This is a genomic window from Chryseobacterium phosphatilyticum (assembly GCF_002899825.2).
Lineage (GTDB): Bacteria > Bacteroidota > Bacteroidia > Flavobacteriales > Weeksellaceae > Chryseobacterium > Chryseobacterium phosphatilyticum.
The window spans coordinates 1,021,995-1,043,401 of sequence record NZ_PPED02000001.1 but is presented as its reverse complement, the minus strand read 5'-3'; the positions used below and the strand labels follow the sequence as shown (position 1 = coordinate 1,043,401).

Sequence of the window (21,407 nt, the reverse complement as noted above, 5' to 3'; positions counted from 1 at the left end):
TACCCACAGAATAGTGATACAGAATAATGAATCTGTATCCATAGAACTCGGTAGTATAATTTAAGCTACCGTGAAAAATTCAGATGGGGGAGCCCTGGAACTGAAAAAGTCGAGGAGACAACGATAAGAAATAGCTTTTGGTTGAGGCATTTCGTTGTCATTAGAGATATTGATGGCAAAATCCATGTCCAAAGGTTCAGGAAGGAGAACATTATTCATATGCATATGAAGAGCACACTGGCATTCATCGTCCTGAGAAAAGGTAGGGATTTTTTCTTCTTTAGACCCTTTTTTATAAATCAATTTACTCTTGGAGTGTTTCGCATGATCAAAACATGTGGTTACACCACTGATATTAGAAATAAATATCAGGAATAAAGAGAAAACAAAAAAGACTCTGAGAAATTTTTGCATAATCGAAAAACAAAAGTACAATTTAATTTTAAAAATAAATTAAATATGAAAAAAAAGTAATCTAAAAACAGAAAATAACGAAAAGGAGCGTGGAGCTGAACTTTCCGACTATTTCTTATTATATTTGAATTAACGTATGAAAATCAATGACATACCGGTTCATCTCTTTAAAATGCATTTCGAATACAACCAGAAAAATGACCAACTGTATTTCTGTTACCATTTTAATGATCAGCAGAAATCAAACTTTGCATAGAACTATTTCCAATCATTAGTATATTTTTAATCTAAATTGGCTTATAAATTGATGTTATAAACTTCTTGAATTTTGATGACTAATGGCTAAATCTATTACAATTTTAATGTTTTTTTTAAGCGGATTTTTCTTTTTACAGGCACAGGAAAAAAAAGATTCATTGTATTATAAGATAGAAGAATTTTCGGATCAGAGAAAAGTTACCAAATTTATTCATCGTCTCATATTTCGTAGAGAGGCAGACTCTACATCTGTGAAATCTGTCATTGAAAAGTTGTCACAAGAATCTTACAATAAAAAGTATATAAGAAATATCCGGATAGAAACTATTGACCCCTTTGGATATGGTTCTAAAGATAGTAAAGATACCTCAAAATGGTACGACTGGGTGACCAACCATCTTCATTCTAATACGAGAACATCTACCGTTAATAATTATTTACTTTTTAAAGAGGGAGAAGAATACAATGCTCAGAAACTCTACGAATCCGAACGTTTATTGAGAACGATGCCCTTTATCAACAGAGTGAATATCAGTGTTTCAGACAATACTTCCGGTAAAGACTCTATCGATGTTATTGTAAAAGTGTTGGATTCCTGGAGTTTAAAGCCGAGGGTCAGTTATTCAGGGAGCAAGATTGGTTTAGGAGTTACCGAAGAAAATGTATTGGGATTGGGGCACACATTTGATTTCCTGTACAGAAATGATTCTAAAGAAAAGCAAAATTATCTTTTAGCAAGCTATACGACCTACAATCTTTTTGGTTCTTATATCACGGCTCAGCTTCTGGGAGAAAGAGATTTTTTTAAAAATGAAAGGATCAATTTCAATGTGAAACGAGATTTTTTCTCACCTCTCACAAAGTGGGCTGGAGGTTTTAATTTTGAATACTTTATGCGAAATGTTTTGCTTCCCATAGGAACAGATACTACTTATCCGCAGGTTCAGATCAAAGTATATAGTCAGGATTTATGGGGTGGTTATCAGATTCCCGTTTCATCCGATCCTCAGGAAAAAATTTCAAGTAATATTGCCATTATCGGAAGATTTCAAAACTATCAATACAAAGACAGTCCGGGCATCGATCAGTATAAATATTTCAGCTCTTACAACAGTTTTTTGATGTCTGTCGGATATAATAATAGAAGTTTTTCGGTTCAGAAGAATATTTTTCAGTATGATTTACCCGAGGATATTGCCTATGGGAATTCTGTAAATGTGACTGCCGGAGCTTTATCAAGAAGTAATGATGTAAAACCTTATGTAGGACTTTCTGCATCTTATGGTAAATTTACATCCTTGGGCTATTTCACAGTGAAAGCCCAGTTTGGAAGATTTTTCAATGAAGACGACAGGAATCGCGAATCCTTTCGTCTGGACGGAACCTATTTTACAAATCTTATGGACTGGAAGTTCGCCAAAGTAAGACATTTCTTTTCTCCCACGCTGGCATTGGGAAATCCACAACATAATTACTCTTATAAAGACAGAATCACTCTTACTTCCCCGGACGAATTTCCTGTTTATAATTCGGACTATATCGGGACAAAGAAAATGGTTTTAAGATACCAGCTTCAAATGTTTATCAAAAAAACATGGAAAAATTTTCATTTTAGTCCCTATTTAACTGCTGCGGTTGGCTGGCTGGGAATGCCTGATGATACACTTCTAAAAACAAAAGCAAACACAAAAATAGGAGTGGGGGTATTGATCAATAATCCGTTTCTGGTTTTCAACAGGATTCAAATCTCTTTCACCTATTACCCTCGTGTTCCTTTCGACAATAATTCTGTTTTTGATTTTAACAGCAATCGGAATAACCTTTTACCTATAAACAATTTCGGTACAGATATTCCGCATTTTGTGAATTTTGGAAACTGATAAAATCGGGACTTTAAGTAAAAACGGTTTTCAAGAATAGAAAATGTTTTGATTTTAATTTCGGTATTTCGGAAAATGTCGATATATTTGTGCCATGGAATTAATTACCATTTTTAAAGCACTCAGTAACGAAACAAGAATCAACATCCTTATCTGGCTGAAAGATCCTTATATCCATTTTCCTGCTGAAGAGCTTGAAGACTATGACGCAAACCTCGGTGTGTGTGTAAGCGATATTACAAAAAAAGCAGGTCTGTCTCCCTCTACAACGTCGGATTACCTTAGCTTGTTGCAAAAATGCGGACTTATTGTAGCTACACGTAAAGGACAATGGACCTACTATAAGCGTAATGAAGAAGCTCTTAAGGTAATGGGACAATTAATTCAGAAGACCTTCTGATTTTTTTTATCTAAACATTTCGAAAATAAGCGAAATATCTAAATATTAAATTATGAAAGCAATTGTAATCAAAAACTATGGAGGACCGGAAGCTCTCACCCTAACGGAGGTAGAAACTCCTTCTATAACAGATGAAAATCAGGTTTTGGTAAAAGTAAGAGCAACATCGGTGAATCCACTTGATTATCAGGTGAGACGAGGTGACTATGCAGCTCTGTTCGATTTACCCATTACAACAGGCCATGATATTTCAGGCGACATCATAGCAGTAGGGAAGAGCGTGAAAAAATGGAAGCCGGGAGATAAAGTCTATTATTCCCCACAATTTGGCGGTTTCGGAAGTTATGCAGAGTATCATCTCACCAACGAATTTTCATTATCCAAAATGCCTGAAGGTCTTTCCTACGAGGAAGCGGCGGCCATGCCGCTTATTGGTGGAACAGTATGGGAAATGCTTGTCGTAAGAGCCCAATTAAAGAAAGGAGAATCGATTCTGATCCTTGGTGGGGCAGGTGGCGTTGGAACACTGGCGATACAGGTGGCAAAAGCATTGGGTGCTTTTGTATATACTACAGGGCAAAGGGTTTTGCATGAAAAATTACAGGAACTGGGGGCAGATATAATCTTTGATCATCACCATCAGAATTATATTGATGAAATACAGACGCATACTCACGGAAAAGGAGTTGATGTCATCATTGATACTGTAGGGGGGACAACACTTTCAGATGCTCCGCTTGCTTTGGCAAACTACGGAAGAATTGTAACGCTTGTTGATATTCCTCAGCCGCAAAACCTTATCAATGCATGGGAAAAAAATGCAACCTACCATTTTGTTTTTACCCGGCAAAGCAGAGATGAGCTTCATCATATCACTGAATTGATTGAAGCCGGACATATTAAACCGGTGGTAGACAGTATATATCCTATTGAAGAAGTGAAAGATGCCCATCAAAGAATGGAAGATTCCAAACGTGACAGACCATTATTGGGTAAAATTGTATTGTCATTATAAAAAATAAAAGAGACTTTTGAGGTCTCTTTTTTATATCTGTGAATAACCACATCCGATTCACAGGTATAACTCCATGTGTAAAATGGGATAGCTTTTGCCCTGTCCATCCAGTTCAGATCTTCTTAAAGTTTGAAACCCCATATGCTGATAAAACCCCACTGCCTGGGAGTTTTGTTCATTCACATCTACTTTGGTTACATCAAAACAGTCTATCCCATAAGTAATAAGCTTTTTGCCCAAGCCCTGATTACGGAAATCATTGTGAATAAATAACATTTCGAGATTTCCCTCACTGATTCCCATGAATCCGGCTAACCTGTTATTCTGTTCAATGCCAAGAAGTGTAACATGCTCAAAATAGGAAGGAATAGCTTGCTTGTAATAGATAAAATCCTCTTCTTTGAGAAAATCATGGGTATGTAGAACCGCACTTTCCCATATTTCTAGCAGGCGGGGATAATCTGACGTTGTTACCTTTCTGATCATAATTGTAAATTTTGAATGGCAAAGATCGAATTTTACCTGGGTTCACCACTGAACCCAGGTTAAAAAATCCGCTTCCGGATCCTGCTTAAAGCTTGTGGGGTAATTCCTAAATAGGACGCAATATCTTTTAAAGGAATATAATTTAAAGTAATTCCGTATTCATCAATCATTTGCAGATAGTATTGTTCAGGTGAATATTTAATCAGGTCAATATTCCTTTGTAAAAGCCTGTTCAATAATTGAGCTGTTAAATCTCCAAAAACTTCTTTTAAAGTTGGAATGGCTTCATATAATTGCTCTGCCTTTTCTTTATTAATCCTGTATAGGATACTGTCTACAGTAGTTTGTACATTGAAAGCAGACTTTTGCTGCAAAGTAAATGAGATATTGGACATAGAAAATGTCCCTTCCTTACAAAACCAAAAGACTTGTTCTTCCCCTTTATGGTCTAGTGTCCAGCAACGGGCAAGTCCTTCAAAAATAAAATAGCTGTAGCTCTCTGTTTTCCCTTCCTTAATTATGAATGTATTCTTTGGAGCTGGAAAATGTTCAAAGTATTGATCAAACAACGCCAATTCTTCCGAACTGAATATACTTTCATCCACATTAAATTCCTTCAATAGTTTTTCTAAAAGCATTTTATTTTATTGTTTTTGCATTATAAATTCATATAGTCTGTGAATTGTTCTTTCTGTTAAATAGAGTTACAGCGAACAATCTGCACACAAATTACAAAAGAATTCGGGAGGTTGTATAAAAATTACAGGATAGCGGATCATATTTTCATCCGGACAGATCGAAAAAAGAGAGAAATCAGCCCGGATAGCACATCTATAAAAATTGAATTAAATATGCTCATATGACTTATTTTATAAACCTCAAACTCCCCAATATCATAAAATAGCAATACCTTTGAGCACATTATTTAATTTTCATTTCATACCATGCAGGGAAACGAACTTGCTTATCAGATATATTCTCCCGGATCAGTTCTGGGACTATTCAGTAATGCTCTGAAACTAAACGCAACAGTGAATCTTATTTATCTCAAAGGGAGGTATGCCTTTGGAGGAGGAAAAGCTTATGGAAGCTATTATTACGATAATTTGTTTTCAGAATCTGATAATATTTCAATTGGGGTGCGTGTTTCTGCTTTGTTAAGAAGTAAAATTGAAAATAATGAAATCTATACGCTGAAAGGATATATTGAAAAAAGTATTAAAAACTCTTCTGTGGAGTTGCGATTTGTGGTGGATGAGATTATTCAGCAGGAAGAACGGGCCATTTCAGATGAAGAATTACAACGGTATGAACTGATCCAGAAAAAGCTTGAAAAGGGTTCCAAAGATTTTGAAACCATGATCAGGGAAAAAATATTGAAAGATGAACCGGTCAGAATTGCCAATATTTATGGAAATAATGCCATTGTTCAGCGTGATTTTGCAGAAGGACTGGATGTTTCACAGAAGTATTTTCAGGTTTCGGAATATACATGCAGCATCACTTCATCAACCTCTATTATATCCAAAATTGAACAGGTTTCTGCACTGGATTATGATATCATTGCACTGGTAAGAGGGGGCGGAGATCGCCAGAGTATGGAAACCTTTAATGATATCGTTTTGTCTGAGCTGTTTATTGAGCTGAATGCAGTGACCGTGACAGCTATTGGTCACACAGTAGATGAAACGTTATTGGATAAGCTGGCCGATAAAAGATTCCATTTACCTCATGATTATGGAGCGGGTTTGCATGCTGTGGTTGAAAAACTTTTGCATGAAAAATCAAACTCCAGGGCACTCTTGATTGATGAAGTTAAAAAAGATGTGACCAAACAGTTTGCTGAACAGGTTTTAACATTAGAAAAGCAGCTTAAGAAAAAGAATGAAGAATTTACCGAAGCTCAGAAGACCTTCAAAGAGCAAGCGGAAAACCAGGTTAAGACTTTTACTGAGCAGCTAAAAGTGCGTAATGAAGAGGTTGAAAAACTGAAAAAAGACCTTTCAGAAAAGCACGGTGAACAAGTGAAAACCCTTACAGAACAGCTTTCAAAAAGGACAGAAGAATTTCAGAAATTTCAGGAATCATCAGCCCGCCAACTTCAGGAAACACAAAAGAACTTTGCTGAACAACAGAAGCAACGTCAGGAGGAAATGGAAAGCTATAAAAAAGAAATAGCCCTTCTTCACGATAAAAATATACAATCAGCAATCAAAGAAAAAACAGCCTCTTTAAAGGCCGGAATGGAATCATTACAACAGGAAAATTCGAGGTTAAATACAGAAATAAAGAACAGCAAAACCGATTATACGAAGATTATTATTGCTGCTGTGGTTGCTTTGGTAGTCGGAGTGGCCATGGCGAAGATTTTTTCCTGAGTTTTCACCCCTTATCTTTCCTCAACCTTCTCAGAAAAACGAAAACCGATTCCATGGATGTTTTCAATGAATATATTCTGCTCGTGGACTAATATTTTCCGGAGTCGTGAGATGAATACATCGAGGCTTCGTCCCATAAAATAATCATCATCTCCCCATATAGCCTGTAAGATATCCTGCCTTTTTAAAACGACATTCTTGCTTCGTAAGAAATAGAAAAGCAATTCAGACTCTCTTTGGGTAAGGGGAATAGAAGATTCATCACATTTCAAGGTATAATTTTTAGGGTCAAAATCAAACTTTCCAACTTTGTACTGTAAAGGAACGGGCTGTGTTTTTTTTGAACGCTTCAGAAAAACTTCAATTTTAAGGATTAATTCCTCAATACTGAAGGGCTTCACCAGATAATCATCTGCCCCTATTTTTAATCCCCGGATCCTGTCTTCTTTTAAGGCTTTGGCAGAAATAAAAATGATGGGAATTTCAGTATTCTCTTCACGGATCTTTTTAGCCAGATCAAAACCATTGATCTCAGGCATCATAATATCCAATAAGCAAATATCAAAAATTTGGCTACTGAAGGCATTTAGAGCCGATTTTCCATCACGATAATGATGGATCTGATAATAATTTTCCAGACTGTCCTGGATCAGGAAAGCGATCGTCTCGTCATCTTCAGCATATAAAATTTTTGATTTCTCCATGTCGGGTGTTTTCAAATTTAAAAAGGAATAAAAACGGTAGTTGTAATTCCACAGTCTGGATTATTTTCAACAGAAATTTTCCAGTTGTGTTGCTGTACAATCTTTTTTACATAAAATAAGCCCAGACCAAAACCATTAATTTCGTCACTCTTTACCGTATTCACTCTGTAAAATTTATCAAATATATGAGGAATATTTTTAGCAGGAATGCCTATCCCGTTATCTTTAAAAATAAGATAAATTCCCTTTGTGTTTTTATACGATGTAATGAGTATTTCAGGATAAGTTTCACAATATTTAATCGAATTATCCAGAAGGTTGTAAATGATATTACTGAAATGAAATTCATCTGCAATAATAGAAATGCCGGGATCAATATCCATCTTAATACCCACATTTTCATTTTTCTGCTGAACCGATTCTACAATGTGCTGTACGAAAGGAAATAAATTGATCTTTTGTAGTTTTAAAGAAAGACCTGAAGCATCATTTTTGGCAATGTTGAGTATTTTCTCGATATGACTGTTCAGTTTTAAGCTTTGATTGATGATAATAGAGGTATAAGTTTTTAGCTTGGCATTTTCCTGCACTGCGGACTGCTTATTGAGAGACTCAGAGGCCAGTAAGATGGATGACAGGGGAGTTTTAAACTCATGGGTCATATTATTGATAAAGTCACGCTGAAGCTCAGAGAATTTCTTTTGCTGAATGATGGTATAAATGGAATATACATAGACCAGCAAAATAATAATAAGAGCAAACGTAAGAACGTACCAGAATCTCAGAGAACTGATCAGATAAGTGTTTTTATCCGGAAAACGTATTGAAAAATAATAAACCAGATTTTTATGCTTTGGAAATTTGATCACTTTTGTCTTTGAGCTTTCCTGAGCTGAAGAGATGTATTTCCCATAGATCATTTTATCATTGTGGCAATTGTACAGAGCATATACATAGTCCGTATGGATCTGAAAACGATTGAATTCCGTTTTTAAATAATACTCAAGGACGGTAGGGTGAATTTCTTTATTGATACTGACAAGATAATAATCATTGGCAATATTCTGTACCGGATTTTCGGTAAACGAATTTTCTTTCCCGGATAATTTATCAACCACTTCCATCAATGCAATATTCACTTTCTGGTTGAATTTCTGATCTTCAAGAGTATAGGCCTGCCGGGCCCAAAGAAGCTGTGCTATTAAAATACCGATAATAGCAAAAAATCCCAGCGTGATAATAATATTAAGTTTCTTTATTTCCATTAGCCGAAACAATATTATCCAAAAATATCTATTATTTCTTTGCTATTAACAACTCGTTAACAAATGTTTGAAAGCAGTTAACAACTTCTTTGGTTATCAGGTTTTACATTTGCTGAAATAAAAGACGACACCTGTCATATAAGTTTAATAATTAAAATATATACTCATGAAAAATTTAAAAATTACTGCACTACTTGCCGTATTGGCATTTTCTCCTTTTTATGCTAATGTAATCGCTGATGGCGGGATGTCAGTGGTACATGTACTCGCTGATGCTATCAAATGGAATAAAGAATCTATTGATGTGGGAAATATTCCTCAGGGAAAACCAAAATTAATCAGATTTGAATTTACCAATACAGGTTTAACACCGATCATTATCCAGAATGTTGCTCCTTCTTGCGGATGTACAACAGCTGATTACACAAAAACGCCAATCCAGCCAGGGAAAAAAGGATTTGTAGAAGCAAGTTATAACGCTGCAGCAGCCGGACCATTTATGAAAACAGTAAATGTTACCACAAGTGAAAGCAAAACGCCTAAAACACTTTCATTCAAAGGAGTGGTAAAATAAGACTAAGGCCTCGGACTTTTTTATGGGAAAGTCTACAAATAGATAATATCATTAACCGGACGGAAAAATCTTTTTTCCGTCTTTTTTATTTTGTAACCTCTTATCTTTATTTTGCCTTACATTTGCTTTCCTTTAAACAAGGCATTGAAATGGGAATTATGAAGAAACTGGAAATCAAAAAAAATATTCAAAAAGAGGAAGATAAAAGTTTGTCTTTTAGAATTTTTGATCTGAATAAAGATCATTTGAACCAATACATAAAACCTCACAAAAAAGATCATTTTTGTATTGTTGTAGTAGAAAAAGGGAAAATCAAAATCCATATTGAAGATAGGATTCATGGACTCAAAGCCGGAAAGATTTCGGTAATATTTCCTGATCAGGTTCATTTTGTGACTGATTTAAGTGAAGATCTGACAGGGAAAATCATTCTTTTTGAGGAAATTTTATTTTGTTCTGATATACTGAAAAATGAGTTGAGTACTTATAATGTAAACCTTTCTACACAGCTTAATTGTACAATTCTTGACCCTCACGTGTTTGAACAAAGCTTACAGAACATTTCGATGATCAGAGACATTTATGAACAGCCCACCCTTATCAAGAAGGAGCAGGCAAGATTTTATATTAAAATTTTTCTTCTGGGATTAATTGAATCTGTTCACGGTTTGCATCCGATTCTGAATCAAAAAACAGCTGACCAACCTGTGTACGTGAGATTTAAGAAACTTCTGAACGAGCATTACAAGCAATACAGAACCGTGCAATATTACGCTGATACATTAGCTGTTACGCCGAAAAAATTAAACTCAATCACCAAAAAACATTGCGGAGAAACGGCTATTCAGGCGATACATAACCGGATTTTAACGGAAATCAAACGCCAATTAATGTTTTCTGATCTTTCCCACAAGGAAATTGCCTTTGATCTGGGATTCAACTCTCCATCGGCACTCAATAAATTTGTAAAAGCAAAACTCAAAGAAACCCCTACTGAACTCCAGCAGGAACTGGCGCAAATGTATAACGGATAGTCCTGTTTGTATAACATAGCTCGTTGAGGCTTATCTAATTTTGTTTCATTAAAAATTAAATAAAAAATGAGCAAATTATTTATTGCGGGAGAGGTTTTCCATGGTGCGGGAAGTCTTGATGAATTAAAGAATATCAAGGGTAAAAAAGCAGTTATTGTGACAGGAGGAAGTTCGATGAAGAAGAGCGGAACTCTTGACAAGGCGGTGGCTTACCTTAATGAAGCCGGGATCGAAACTCAGATTTTTGAAGGAGTAGAAGAAGACCCTTCATCTGCAACTTGTCTGAAAGGAGCTGAGGTGATGAAAACATTTCAGCCGGACTGGATTATAGGGTTAGGAGGATGTTCAGCCATTGACGCAGCAAAAATTATGTGGGTGTTTTATGAATACCCTGAGGTGGAATTTGAGGCCTTAATAAAACCTTTTACTGTACCCGTTCTGAGAAACAAAGCAAAATTTATAGCGATTCCTTCTACCAGTGGAACAGGAACCGAAACAACCGGTCTTGCTGTTATTACAGATAGAGAAAAAGGAGTAAAATATCCTGTTGTTTCTTATGAGTTGACTCCGGATATTGCGATTGTTGACGGAGAAATCTGTGCGTCAATGCCTGCCCATGTTACCTCTAATACAGGATTGGATGCATTAACACATTGTGTGGAAGCTTATGTTTCAAATATTGATAATAATATTGCTGACGCTTTGTCCAGGGGTGGATTAGAGATTGTTTTTGATAATCTTAAAAAAGCAGTTGAATCTCCTGATGATATTCAGGCTCGTCAGAATATGCATGATGCCTCGTTTATGGCAGGTCTTGCATTTAATAATGCATGGTTGGGAATTGTTCACTCTTTATCTCATCAGGTAGGTGCACTGTACGGAATTCCTCACGGAGCTTCTAATGCCATTTTCCTTCCGAATGTAATCCGGTACAATTCATTCGCAACAGAACGTTATCCTGATCTGGCAAGGGTCATTGGAAAAGAAACAAGTGAAGAACTTGCTCAGGCTATTGAGACTCTGCGCTCCGATGTTAACAATCAGTCAGCGATCAAAGAGTTTGGAATCTCAAGAGAAGATTGGGATAAAAATCTTGATTACATTGCAGCCAATGCTTTGGCAGATCCCTGTACAGGCTTTAACCCGAGAGTTCCTACATTAGATGAGTTAAAAGTAATCTACAATGCTTGCTATGAAGGGGTGGTATATACTGAAAAGGCAACAGTAAGCGCATAAAAAAGTAACTTTTAAATCACTTTTAGCCCCTTTATTGGGGCTTTTTTTGTTTTCATTCTGAAGAATACAGAATAATATAAATTGAATACTTATGGTAAGGCAAAGCCCGGAACTTCTTTTAACGAAGTTCCGGGCTTTGTATACTTATTGTTCTTACTTTAAAAACAGTGCACATCACTCCCTGTATTACATCTGAAATGGGTCAGTAAAGCAGCGAATGTTGAGTAATTTTTTACGGAAGACATCAAGAAATATCTGTATCAGCAAAAACGCAAATACAACTAGTTAAGATCGTAATTCATAATAACCATCCTCAGAATAAAATGCACATAGTCCTGATCTGCATCCTTTCTGCTAAGGAGCTTGTTTTTGTATTCGTACGAATTCAGCATTCTTGATAATCCCTGATAGGTTTCAAAATCATCCCCTTTAATTTTTACCCTCGTATTGCCATCTCTTCTTTGAACAAGTTGATCATCCAAAGTTCTTACTTTAAATAAAGCCTCACACAATGTAGGACGGGATTTCGCAGATCCAATATATCTTTCAACTATATTAATTTTAAAAGAATCAAATATGATGGTATTAAAAACAATTTTAGAATTAGGCTCCTGAGTATTGAGCTCAAGCTTGTAGTTCATTAATTTAAATTTTGGTAAAGATAAGTTTAATTATTTCAAATACCAGTACCATTTTAATAGATCATTCCCATTATAATGATTGAATTTTGTTCCGTTTATTGAAAATTCACTATTCCGAGATGATGTTTTTTATGGTAAAACATTGATATTTAGAGACTCCAATTAAGTAAATGAAATCCTGTTAAATAAAAAAAGTATTTTTTTATTTTTCTTTAAAAATTTAAACCTAAAAAAAAATACAATTGTATCAACTTATAAATGAACAATAAGTAAAAAGGTCTGAAAATTTTTTCCTGCTTTATTTTTTTCCTCATAAGCATTTGCGTAATTTTATTCTCTGTATAATAGAATTCATATTAATATCAATACAATGGAGAGATATAATTACGGAATGGTTGGCCTTGGAGTAATGGGGCGAAATCTTCTTTATAATATTGCAGATAATGGTTTCTCAATCGCAGGATTTGACCTTGATGAAGAGAAAGTAAAAGAATTACAGGAGGGTGCCACTTCAACAATGAAGGTTAAAGGTATCGGTTCTTTAGAAGATTTTGTTTCCGCACTGGAAAGTCCAAGAAAAATTATTCTGATGGTTCCTGCAGGAAAGCCCGTGGATGCGGTATTGGAAAACATGACCCCATTTTTAGACAAAGGAGATATCGTGATTGATGCCGGTAATTCCTATTTTGAGGATACAAACAGACGTATTGCTGATCTTGCCTCGAAAAATCTGCACTTTATGGGAATGGGAGTTTCCGGAGGTGAAAAGGGAGCCCGAACGGGACCGAGTATTATGCCGGGTGGAGATCCGGAAGCTTTTAATCTTCTTAAACCGATGCTGGAGTCTATTGCCGCAAAAGTTGATAATGAAGCATGTACAGCCTATATGGGGAAAGGTTCTGCCGGAAACTATGTAAAGATGGTGCACAACGGAATCGAGTATGCGATTATGCAACTTATCAGTGAAGCATATGACTTGCTGAAAAGAGGAGCAAAACTGAATAATGATCAATTATATGAAGTTTTTAAAGAATGGAATAACGGGGAAATGAACTCGTTCCTGATTGAAATCACCAGAGATATTTTCCAACAGAAAGATTCATTAACAGATCAGCATCTTGTTGATCAGATTTTAGATAAAGCAGGAGCCAAAGGAACCGGAAAATGGACTTCCGAGCAGGCAATGGAGATTGGAGTTTCTATTCCAACCATTGATATTGCGGTAACTTCAAGAATTTTATCAGCATATAAAGAGGAGAGGGTTCAGGCTTCTCAGTTGTATCCTAAAGCAGAAATTGCCACTCCGGAAGACACGGCATTATTTATCCGGGAAGTCGGAGATGCTTTGTATCTGGCCACCCTCATTAGTTATGCGCAAGGATTGGCCTTACTGGTAAAGGCGTCTGAAGAATACAAATTTGAAATTCCTTTGAAGGATGTGGTAAAAATATGGAGAGGTGGTTGCATCATCCGTTCAGTTTTACTGGAGAAGTTTTATACAGCATATACCAAAGATCCTGATTTATCTAATATCCTTTTGGATTCTGATATTGCTTTAATCGTTAAGGAAAAACTAGGTTCTTTAAGAAAGACGTCTGCTTTTGCTGTTTCAAACGGAATTTCAAGCTTAGGAATTCAAACTGCTCTCGGATATTTTGATGCCTATACTACAGAATATCTGCCGATCAATTTAATCCAGGCTCAACGTGATTATTTTGGAGCTCATACCTACCAGAGAATCGACAGAGAAGGTGTATTCCACACTTCATGGCATAGTCTAAACCCATAATATCCGGTAAAAATGAACGAGAATAGAATGTTACAGCCCACAACGATTATTATTTTTGGGGCAACAGGAGATCTGGCGAAAAGAAAACTTTTTCCGGCTTTTTATAATTTATATATTGACGGCAGAATGCCTAAAGGCTTTAATATTATTGCATTAGGAAGAGCCGAAAACACGGATGAATATTTCAGAAATTACATCAAAGAAAACCTGGAAAGTTTTTCAAGAAAAAAGGTGACTTCTGAAGATTGGGCAGGCTTTCAGGCACATATTACTTACTTCCAACATCAATTGGACGAAGAAAGCTCATACAAAGATTTATATAAGAAATTACAGGATTTTGATGCCGTTTATGGAATGAGGGCTAACCGGTTGTTCTATTTATCAATCGCTCCTAATTTTATTTCAACGATTTCGAATCACATCAAGAATACTTCATTAGCTTCTGATCCTAAAAAAGACCGTATCATTATTGAAAAACCTTTTGGACATAACAAACAATCGGCAGCTGAACTCAACAGCCTTTTGGCTGAAACGTTTGAAGAAGAGCAAATCTATCGTATTGATCATTATCTCGGAAAAGAAACCGTACAGAATATCCTGGCGTTCAGATTTGGAAATTCTATTTTTGAACCGTTGTGGGATCATAAATATATTGAATCTGTACAGATCACGGTAGCCGAAGAAGTAGGAGTGGAAACCAGAGGTGCTTTTTATGAGCAGACGGGGGCGTTGAAAGATATGATTCAAAACCATTTACTGCAGATTTTGTGTATGGTGGCTATGGAACCACCGGCTTCTTTGAAATCAGGTGAAATCAGAGACCGGAAAGTGGATGTTTTAAAAGCTATTCGCAGGATTTCCCCGGATCAGGTTGACCATTATGCAGTAAGAGGGCAATATGGAAGAAGTGTTGTCGGAGGAAGAGAAATTAAAGGATATCGCCAGGAAAATGGTATTGCTCCGGATTCAAATACAGAAACATTTGCAGCTATAAAATTTTATCTGGATAATGAAAGGTGGCAGGATGTACCTTTCTATGTGCGTACCGGAAAAAAAATGAAAGAAAAGCATTCTTATATTACCATCCAGTTTAAGCCGCTTCCTCATTCTACATTTTCAGATACACCCCATCATTTATCTGCCAACAGGTTGATCATTAATATTCAGCCTATGATGGACATCAGACTTCTGTTTATGGCCAAAAAACCGGGACTGGCAATGGATCTTAAACCGGTAGAGATGATTTTTGATAATTTTGCCTGTCAGGATGATACTCCGGAAGCCTATGAAACCCTTTTACAGGATGCCCTTTTAGGTGATCTTACATTATTTATGCGTTCTGATCAGGTAGAAGAGGCGTGGGACGTTGTGACTACCATTCAGGAAGCATGGGAGAATAATAAGGATTTGTCATTTCCTAATTATAAAGCAGGAAGCTGGGGTCCGGAAGACAGCAATACACTGGTGGAGAGACAAGGCCACAACTGGGTGTAAAACAATTTAAAAACTTAAACAGACAGAAAATGAATATTACCGTATTTGATGACCTGGAGAAACTGTATAAAAAAGCAGCGGATACTTTTGTAGATCTTTCAAAACAATCGATTCAGAAACATAATCAATTTACAGTAGCCTTAAGTGGAGGTTCTTCTCCTAAAGCCATTTTTAAATTGCTGGCTACAGAAGAATACTCAAATAAAATTGAATGGAGTAAGGTGTATTTTTTTTGGGTTGACGAACGATGGGTGTCTTTGAATGATGATAAAAGCAATGCAAAAATGACTTTTGAAGCTCTTCTTGACCATGTTCCCGTGAATAAAGATCACATTTTTCCGATGTATCAGGACGGAACAGAACCTGAAGATTACGCCAGAGAATACGAACAGAAAATTAAAAACATTCTTGGAAACGATGGGATTTTCGATTTTATCCTTTTAGGAATGGGGGATGATGGCCATACTGCGTCGTTATTTCCGGGTGAAGACGTCGTGAACGAAAAAGAAAAGTGGGTGTCTGCCTACTATCTGAAACCTCAGGAAATGTTTAGAATTACGTTGACCGCGCCATTAATCAACAAAGCTGAAAATATATTGGTCGTAGCATTCGGGGAATCTAAAAAACATGCCCTGAATGAGGTGCTAAACGGAGAATATAATCCCACACTTTACCCTATGCAGCTCATTGAGAAAAAAGAAGGATTCCAGTTTTTTACGGATGAAAAAGCCAGTAGCTAAAACATTGTAAAATGTAAAACTCTGAATACGTATACTATATAGATAAAAAAACATTTTTAATAAAATCAAAAGGCTACCTCATTTTTGAGGTAGTCTTTTGATTAATATGGTACTTATGTTATTTGCCAAGGTATTTTCTTCAGCAGCTAAAGATGTCCTACTTCCCGAACATCTTTTTCCAACCGTTCTCTCGTAAGTCCCAATGTACTTCCCATGCTTCATGAATACGAATTTTAGAAGCATCCAGTGCCCTTTTTTTGCGTAAGTCGTCGCTCTTATTAATTTGTTGTAATGATGATAAATTATCTTTAGTAAAAGCAGGCTTTATGATCAGGATATTTTTACAGGTTTCCTTAAATACAAAGTGCAGCAATACCTTTCTTTGTTGATACTTCATTCTTCAAAATCAAAACAGCACCACTAGAAATCTAATGATGCTGTTACAATGAGTGTTTTTACCATAATCACTTAATGTACGAACTAACTTGTCTTCAATCAGGGGAACATTACGCAATTTAAAATCTTAATTTTTCAACGTAACCTGTGTTTTTTGTGTATAGTGTTGGTCTTAGTTTGTGCAAATATATAAAATAAGACACTTATAAGTGTGCAATATCATTAAAATTTTCTTAAACTTGTACCATCGAACGATTTTACCATGGAAAGAAAATCAGCAGGAGGCAGTATTCGTAATAAAGAACGAAGCAAAAAGAAGTTTTTGGATGCGGTTGGAAAAATTTTAAAAACAAAAGGATACACAGGGTTAAAAGTAAATGCTATTGCCACTACCGCCGGAGTAGATAAAAAAATGATCTATACCTATTTTGGGGGAATAGATGGTTTGATGGATGAATATATCCGCTCTCAAGACTTTTGGAGCAAAATAACACCCGAGGAACTGGAACATATAAAGCCGAGAGTAGATGATGGAGGAAAATCATTTATGACAGAAATGATGTTGTCACAATTTGATTATGTTCATCAAAATAAAGAAGCACAGAAATTATTACTGTGGCGTCTGTCTGAGCCCAGAAAAGCATTAAAAAAACTAACCGATACCCAAGAAGAAAACGGAGAATATATTTTTAAGCTCATGAATGGTGATAACTTTGGAAAGCATTCTGACGATATTCGTTCTATAATGGCTATCATGGTTTCAGGGCTTTATTACCTTAATTTGTATGCTGAGATGAACGGCAGTATTTTTTGTGGAATAGATGTTAGTACGGAGGAGGGGCGCAATAAAATAAAAAAAGCAATATCTTTTTTACTGGGGCAAACCTATGATAATTTAAAAGATTCCGAATAATATATAAACTTTTCTGATCGTATGCAGTAATCGTTTTTTGACTTCGATTCAATACAGATATAGGTGTTAATGCTATTGTTGAAAATGAATTTTTCTTCTGAAGATGGCTACTACAGCTGGTTTTTATCAAAATAAAAACAGCACTATTAGTTACCTAATAATGCCGTTGCGTGTCATGTTTAATGTATGAAAAGGTTGTTAGTTTGTGCAAATATACAAATAAGACACTATAAAGTGTGCAAAATGTTTAAAAAATTTCTTAAACTTGTATCATTGAATTTTTACAATGGAAAGAAAATCAGCAGCAGGCAGTATTAGGAACAAAGAACGCAGTAAAAAAAAGTTTTTGGATGCAGTTGGAAAAATTCTGAAAACAAAAGGGTATACTGGGTTAAAAATTAATGATATTGCTGCTACCGCCGGAGTGGATAAAAAAATGATTTACACCTATTTTGGCGGAATGGATGGTCTGATGGATGAATATATTCGTTCACAAGATTTTTGGAGTAAGATGACCGCTGAAGAAGTCGAAAAGATAAAGCCAATCATAGATGATTACGGAAAGACATTTGCAAAAGAAATGTTTTTGTCTCAATTCGAGTACGTATACAAGAATAAAGAAGCACAAAAATTATTGCTCTGGCGTTTATCCGAGCCCAGGAAAGAATTAAAAAAATTAACCGATCTACAGGAAGCAAATGGAGAATACATTTTTAAGTTATTTGCGGATTCTCATTTCAAAGAAAATGACAGTGTCTTCCGTTCCATAATGGCTATTATGGTTTCAGGACTCTATTACCTGAATATGTTTTCTTCTATCAACGGGAGTCTTTTTTGTGGTATTGACGTCAACAGTCCTGAAGGACGTGATCAGATCAAAGAAGCGATGTCTTTCTTAATAGATCATTCCTATGATAAACTAGAGGATAAGAATGATAAGGTTAAATAAAATCCTTGGAAATCTTTTTTAATATATAAAAAAACAACCCCATTAGTCGTAATGGGGTTGTTTGCGTCGTGTTTTTACCTTAGTTGTTTTCGAAATTGTCTTAACGTGAGGGAACGTAATAATACAATTTGCATTGTTTTTCTTTCAACCTAGATAGTGTTTTTATGTATGTAGTTGGTTTTAGTTTGTGCAAATATATAAAATAAGACACTTTGAAGTGTGTAAAATGTAAAAATTTTTGTTAATATTGCTTAATGTGCTGTTTTTCAGGTGAATAATTTTTAATTTAAAATAAAAAATATATTTCCATCTCTTTTTTTGATAGCCTTTTCATGTAATTTTCTACAATTAAAAAACAGCATCATTAAAAAATAATGTTGCTGCTTACAGTAGTGTTTTTTACCTTAATTATCTAATTTTAGAAACTAATTATTTTAATCAAGGAACATAATCGAAATTTTTAATTTTCAATCCGATAGTGTTTTTGTTTATATAGATGGTTTTAGTTTCGACAAATATACAAATAAGACACTTCAAAGTGTCTAAAAATTTTAAAAAAGTTGAAAATTTATTGTAATTATTTGGTTTTCAGCTCAATAATTTTTTATTTAAAAGCTGGTAATAGCGTGTTAATAGTTCAATTATCATTTAAAACATCATAATTTTGGTACTTATTCTGATATTTTTTCTGTAACTGTAATGATTTATTTATTGCAAATATAAACAATAAGACACTTGTTGGTGTTCAAAAATGAAAAAAAAATCCTTAAACTTGTATTTTGAATGTTTATCATGGAAAGAAAATCAGCAGCGGGCAGCATCCGAAATAAGGAACGAAGTAAACAGAAATTTTTGGATGCAGTTGGAAAAATTTTGACTACAAAAGGATTTGCAGCATTAAAAATAAATGATATTGCAGCGATGGCCGGAGTAGACAAAAAGATGATCTATACCTATTTTGGAGGAATGGACGGTTTGATAGACGAATATCTTCGTACTCAGGATTATTGGGTTCGGGTAAATAGCCAGGAAGTTGAAAAAATACAACCCAACTTAGAGGATGGAGGAAAATCGTTTATTGAAGCCATGCTGATTTCACAATTTGATTATGTCTATAATAATAAGGAAGCCCAGAAATTATTATTGTGGAGTATTTCCGAACCCCGCAAATCATTAAAAAAAATGATCGATGAACAGGAGCAAAACGGAGAATATATTTTTGAATTGATGATGACTCCACATTTTAAGGAAAAAATGGGAATTTATCGTTCGATTCTCGCTATCATAGTGGCAGGATTATATTATCTGAATATGTATTCTTCTTTGAATGGTAGTATTTTTTGTGGTATAGATATGAATACTCCTGAGGGGCGTAGCCATGTTAAAAAAGCAATCTCGTTTTTAATAGAACAAACCTATGAAAATCTGATACCGGAACAGGATCAAACAGAAAAATAGATATCTTCATGCTTTCCAATTATTTTGGGTAGGGACTCCCTTCTAGGACTGGTACTGTTTACCATCAAAATGTGCCTGCTATAAAGAATAATCTTCAGATTTTATATTACAAATAGAAGTAAATACATACATTTGCTTTTTATCTCTGTACTTTCCATACCATTTAAAAACTAATAAAAAATTGAAGAAGATAGTAAGCATGCTGTTTATAATTTTATCGGGCATGAAATTATATTCACAAAATACCTACGTATTTTTTGGTTCGTTTAACCGTGATAAAGCCAATAACGGAATTTATGTATATGAATTGGATACAATCAAAGGCAAATTATCAAAAATAACAACAGTAAAAGGAATTCTTAATCCGTCATTTCTGACTCTGTCTCCCAATGGTCAATATCTTTTTGCCTGTACTGAAAGCAAAACTAAAAATGCAGGAAGTGTAAGCAGCTTTGAATTTAATCCCGGAAAAAAATCTTTGACCTTTATCAACAGTCAAAGAACCGGAGGAGAAAATCCCGTTTATATTACAGCACACAAAAATGGTAAATGGTTGATAAATGGTAATTATACAGAAGGAAGTCTGTCTGTTTATCCGGTTTCAGAGAACGGATTTATACAACCCAGGGTGCAGAATTTTGAGTATTCAGACGGGAGTATAGATCCGGATAGGCAAGAACGTTCCCATATTCATTCCACCGTTTTTTCACCTGATTATGGTTATGTTTTCGCACCTGATCTTGGAGCGGATAAAATCAGAACATATACGTTTGAAAATAGTAAAACAGAACCTCTATCAGAAGCAGAAGTCTCTTTTACACAAACAACTTTAGGAAGTGGTCCAAGGCACTTTGCTTTTCATCCTAACGGTAAGTTTGCCTATTGCATAGAGGAAATGGGAGGAGCTGTAAGTGCTTACACTTATGACAACGGAAAACTGAACAGTATTCAAAGAATCAACACACACTCAGAAAAGGGTAAAGATAATTTTGAAAGTTCAGATATTCATATTTCTCCGGACGGGCGTTATTTGTATGCGTCAAATCGTGGGCTTGAAAATAATATTGCTATTTTTTCAATTCAAAATGACGGAACCTTGAAAACGGTAGGCTATCAGTCAACCCAAGGGAAACATCCAAGGGTATTTACCCTTGATGAGACCGGAAAATTTTTAATAGCTACCAATTCCGTAAGCGGTGATGCGTTTGTATTTAAACGAAATGCAGAAACTGGACTTCTTAAAAAAACGGGAAAGAAGGTCAAAATGTTTGGTGTTTCTTCAGTACAGATCAGAAAATATTAATTGAACAGAATTAAGATTAAAACAATACGTAAAGAGAAATATATAAAACCACGGTTTAATTAAAAGCTTGTGGTTTTATA

At 35.2% G+C, this 21,407-nt stretch carries 21 protein-coding genes; 14 read left to right on the top strand and 7 right to left on the bottom strand.

Going from position 1 to position 21,407, the window contains the following annotated elements; genetic code table 11:
- Positions 1 to 60: 60 nt before the first annotated feature.
- Positions 61 to 414: a hypothetical protein gene (locus C1631_RS04735; RefSeq protein ID WP_103249496.1), complete on the bottom strand. Its 354-nt coding sequence runs from the start codon at positions 412 to 414 to the stop codon at positions 61 to 63.
- A gap of 362 nt (positions 415 to 776) precedes the next feature.
- On the opposite strand from C1631_RS04735, the gene C1631_RS04730 reads away from it, so the two are divergent.
- The 3 genes from C1631_RS04730 (at position 777) to C1631_RS04720 (ending at position 3,967) form a co-directional block, all read left to right on the top strand.
- Positions 777 to 2,552 (top strand): BamA/TamA family outer membrane protein, encoded by a 1,776-nt coding sequence (locus C1631_RS04730; RefSeq protein WP_228441019.1) that lies wholly within the window; start codon positions 777 to 779, stop codon positions 2,550 to 2,552.
- Positions 2,553 to 2,646: 94 nt separating this feature from the next.
- Positions 2,647 to 2,952 carry an ArsR/SmtB family transcription factor gene (locus C1631_RS04725; protein WP_109710799.1) on the top strand — a complete coding sequence of 102 codons (306 nt, stop codon included), beginning with the start codon at positions 2,647 to 2,649 and terminating at the stop codon, positions 2,950 to 2,952.
- Positions 2,953 to 3,004: 52 nt separating this feature from the next.
- Positions 3,005 to 3,967, top strand: coding sequence for a zinc-binding dehydrogenase (locus C1631_RS04720; RefSeq protein ID WP_103249892.1), 963 nt, complete (start codon positions 3,005 to 3,007; stop codon positions 3,965 to 3,967).
- A 57-nt stretch (positions 3,968 to 4,024) separates the two neighbouring features.
- Here the strand turns inward: C1631_RS04720 and C1631_RS04715 are convergent, their stop codons facing one another.
- Positions 4,025 to 4,453 (bottom strand): GNAT family N-acetyltransferase, encoded by a 429-nt coding sequence (locus C1631_RS04715; RefSeq protein WP_109710796.1) that lies wholly within the window; start codon positions 4,451 to 4,453, stop codon positions 4,025 to 4,027.
- Positions 4,454 to 4,512: 59 nt separating this feature from the next.
- A complete protein-coding gene (locus C1631_RS04710) occupies positions 4,513 to 5,091 on the bottom strand; it encodes a Crp/Fnr family transcriptional regulator (protein WP_109710794.1) in 579 nt (192 codons plus the stop codon).
- A 306-nt stretch (positions 5,092 to 5,397) separates the two neighbouring features.
- Between C1631_RS04710 and C1631_RS04705 the strand changes: the two genes are divergently transcribed.
- Positions 5,398 to 6,831 (top strand): exodeoxyribonuclease VII large subunit, encoded by a 1,434-nt coding sequence (locus C1631_RS04705; RefSeq protein WP_109710792.1) that lies wholly within the window; start codon positions 5,398 to 5,400, stop codon positions 6,829 to 6,831.
- Between the two features lie 11 nt (positions 6,832 to 6,842).
- Here C1631_RS04705 and C1631_RS04700 read toward each other — a convergent pair whose 3' ends face one another.
- Positions 6,843 to 7,535, bottom strand: a complete 693-nt coding sequence (locus C1631_RS04700) for a response regulator transcription factor (RefSeq protein WP_109710790.1) — start codon at positions 7,533 to 7,535, stop codon at positions 6,843 to 6,845.
- 17 nt (positions 7,536 to 7,552) lie between these two features.
- A complete protein-coding gene (locus C1631_RS04695; protein ID WP_109710788.1) occupies positions 7,553 to 8,800 on the bottom strand; it encodes a sensor histidine kinase in 1,248 nt (415 codons plus the stop codon).
- A 166-nt stretch (positions 8,801 to 8,966) separates the two neighbouring features.
- Between C1631_RS04695 and C1631_RS04690 the strand changes: the two genes are divergently transcribed.
- The 3 genes from C1631_RS04690 (at position 8,967) to C1631_RS04680 (ending at position 11,644) form a co-directional block, all read left to right on the top strand.
- Complete coding sequence (locus C1631_RS04690; RefSeq protein WP_103248722.1) at positions 8,967 to 9,374, top strand: DUF1573 domain-containing protein; 408 nt, start codon at positions 8,967 to 8,969, stop codon at positions 9,372 to 9,374.
- A gap of 158 nt (positions 9,375 to 9,532) precedes the next feature.
- Entirely contained in the window at positions 9,533 to 10,408 is an 876-nt protein-coding gene (locus C1631_RS04685) for an AraC family transcriptional regulator (RefSeq protein WP_109711467.1), read from the top strand.
- Positions 10,409 to 10,474: 66 nt separating this feature from the next.
- Positions 10,475 to 11,644 (top strand): iron-containing alcohol dehydrogenase, encoded by a 1,170-nt coding sequence (locus tag C1631_RS04680; RefSeq protein WP_109710786.1) that lies wholly within the window; start codon positions 10,475 to 10,477, stop codon positions 11,642 to 11,644.
- A 281-nt stretch (positions 11,645 to 11,925) separates the two neighbouring features.
- Here C1631_RS04680 and C1631_RS04675 read toward each other — a convergent pair whose 3' ends face one another.
- Positions 11,926 to 12,285, bottom strand: a complete 360-nt coding sequence (locus C1631_RS04675; protein ID WP_109710784.1) for a prevent-host-death protein — start codon at positions 12,283 to 12,285, stop codon at positions 11,926 to 11,928.
- A 370-nt stretch (positions 12,286 to 12,655) separates the two neighbouring features.
- Here C1631_RS04675 and gnd point away from each other — a divergent pair, with 370 nt between their 5' ends.
- Genes gnd through pgl form a run of 3 tightly spaced genes read left to right on the top strand, consistent with a single transcriptional unit; the run spans position 12,656 to position 16,308 of the window.
- A complete protein-coding gene (gene gnd, locus C1631_RS04670; RefSeq protein ID WP_109710781.1) occupies positions 12,656 to 14,074 on the top strand; it encodes an NADP-dependent phosphogluconate dehydrogenase in 1,419 nt (472 codons plus the stop codon).
- Between the two features lie 12 nt (positions 14,075 to 14,086).
- A complete protein-coding gene (zwf, locus tag C1631_RS04665; protein WP_109710779.1) occupies positions 14,087 to 15,568 on the top strand; it encodes a glucose-6-phosphate dehydrogenase in 1,482 nt (493 codons plus the stop codon).
- 29 nt (positions 15,569 to 15,597) lie between these two features.
- Entirely contained in the window at positions 15,598 to 16,308 is a 711-nt protein-coding gene (gene pgl / locus C1631_RS04660; RefSeq protein ID WP_109710777.1) for a 6-phosphogluconolactonase, read from the top strand.
- Between the two features lie 157 nt (positions 16,309 to 16,465).
- On the opposite strand, the gene C1631_RS04655 is transcribed toward pgl, so the two are convergent.
- Positions 16,466 to 16,705 carry a hypothetical protein gene (locus C1631_RS04655; RefSeq protein WP_103248439.1) on the bottom strand — a complete coding sequence of 80 codons (240 nt, stop codon included), beginning with the start codon at positions 16,703 to 16,705 and terminating at the stop codon, positions 16,466 to 16,468.
- 261 nt (positions 16,706 to 16,966) lie between these two features.
- Here C1631_RS04655 and C1631_RS04650 point away from each other — a divergent pair, with 261 nt between their 5' ends.
- The 4 genes from C1631_RS04650 (at position 16,967) to C1631_RS04635 (ending at position 21,327) form a co-directional block, all read left to right on the top strand.
- Positions 16,967 to 17,617 (top strand): TetR/AcrR family transcriptional regulator, encoded by a 651-nt coding sequence (locus tag C1631_RS04650; RefSeq protein WP_109710775.1) that lies wholly within the window; start codon positions 16,967 to 16,969, stop codon positions 17,615 to 17,617.
- 286 nt (positions 17,618 to 17,903) lie between these two features.
- Entirely contained in the window at positions 17,904 to 18,566 is a 663-nt protein-coding gene (locus tag C1631_RS04645) for a TetR/AcrR family transcriptional regulator (protein WP_109710773.1), read from the top strand.
- Positions 18,567 to 19,358: 792 nt separating this feature from the next.
- A complete protein-coding gene (locus C1631_RS04640) occupies positions 19,359 to 20,024 on the top strand; it encodes a TetR/AcrR family transcriptional regulator (protein ID WP_109710772.1) in 666 nt (221 codons plus the stop codon).
- A gap of 223 nt (positions 20,025 to 20,247) precedes the next feature.
- Positions 20,248 to 21,327, top strand: a complete 1,080-nt coding sequence (locus C1631_RS04635) for a lactonase family protein (protein WP_228441016.1) — start codon at positions 20,248 to 20,250, stop codon at positions 21,325 to 21,327.
- Positions 21,328 to 21,407 lie beyond the last annotated feature (80 nt).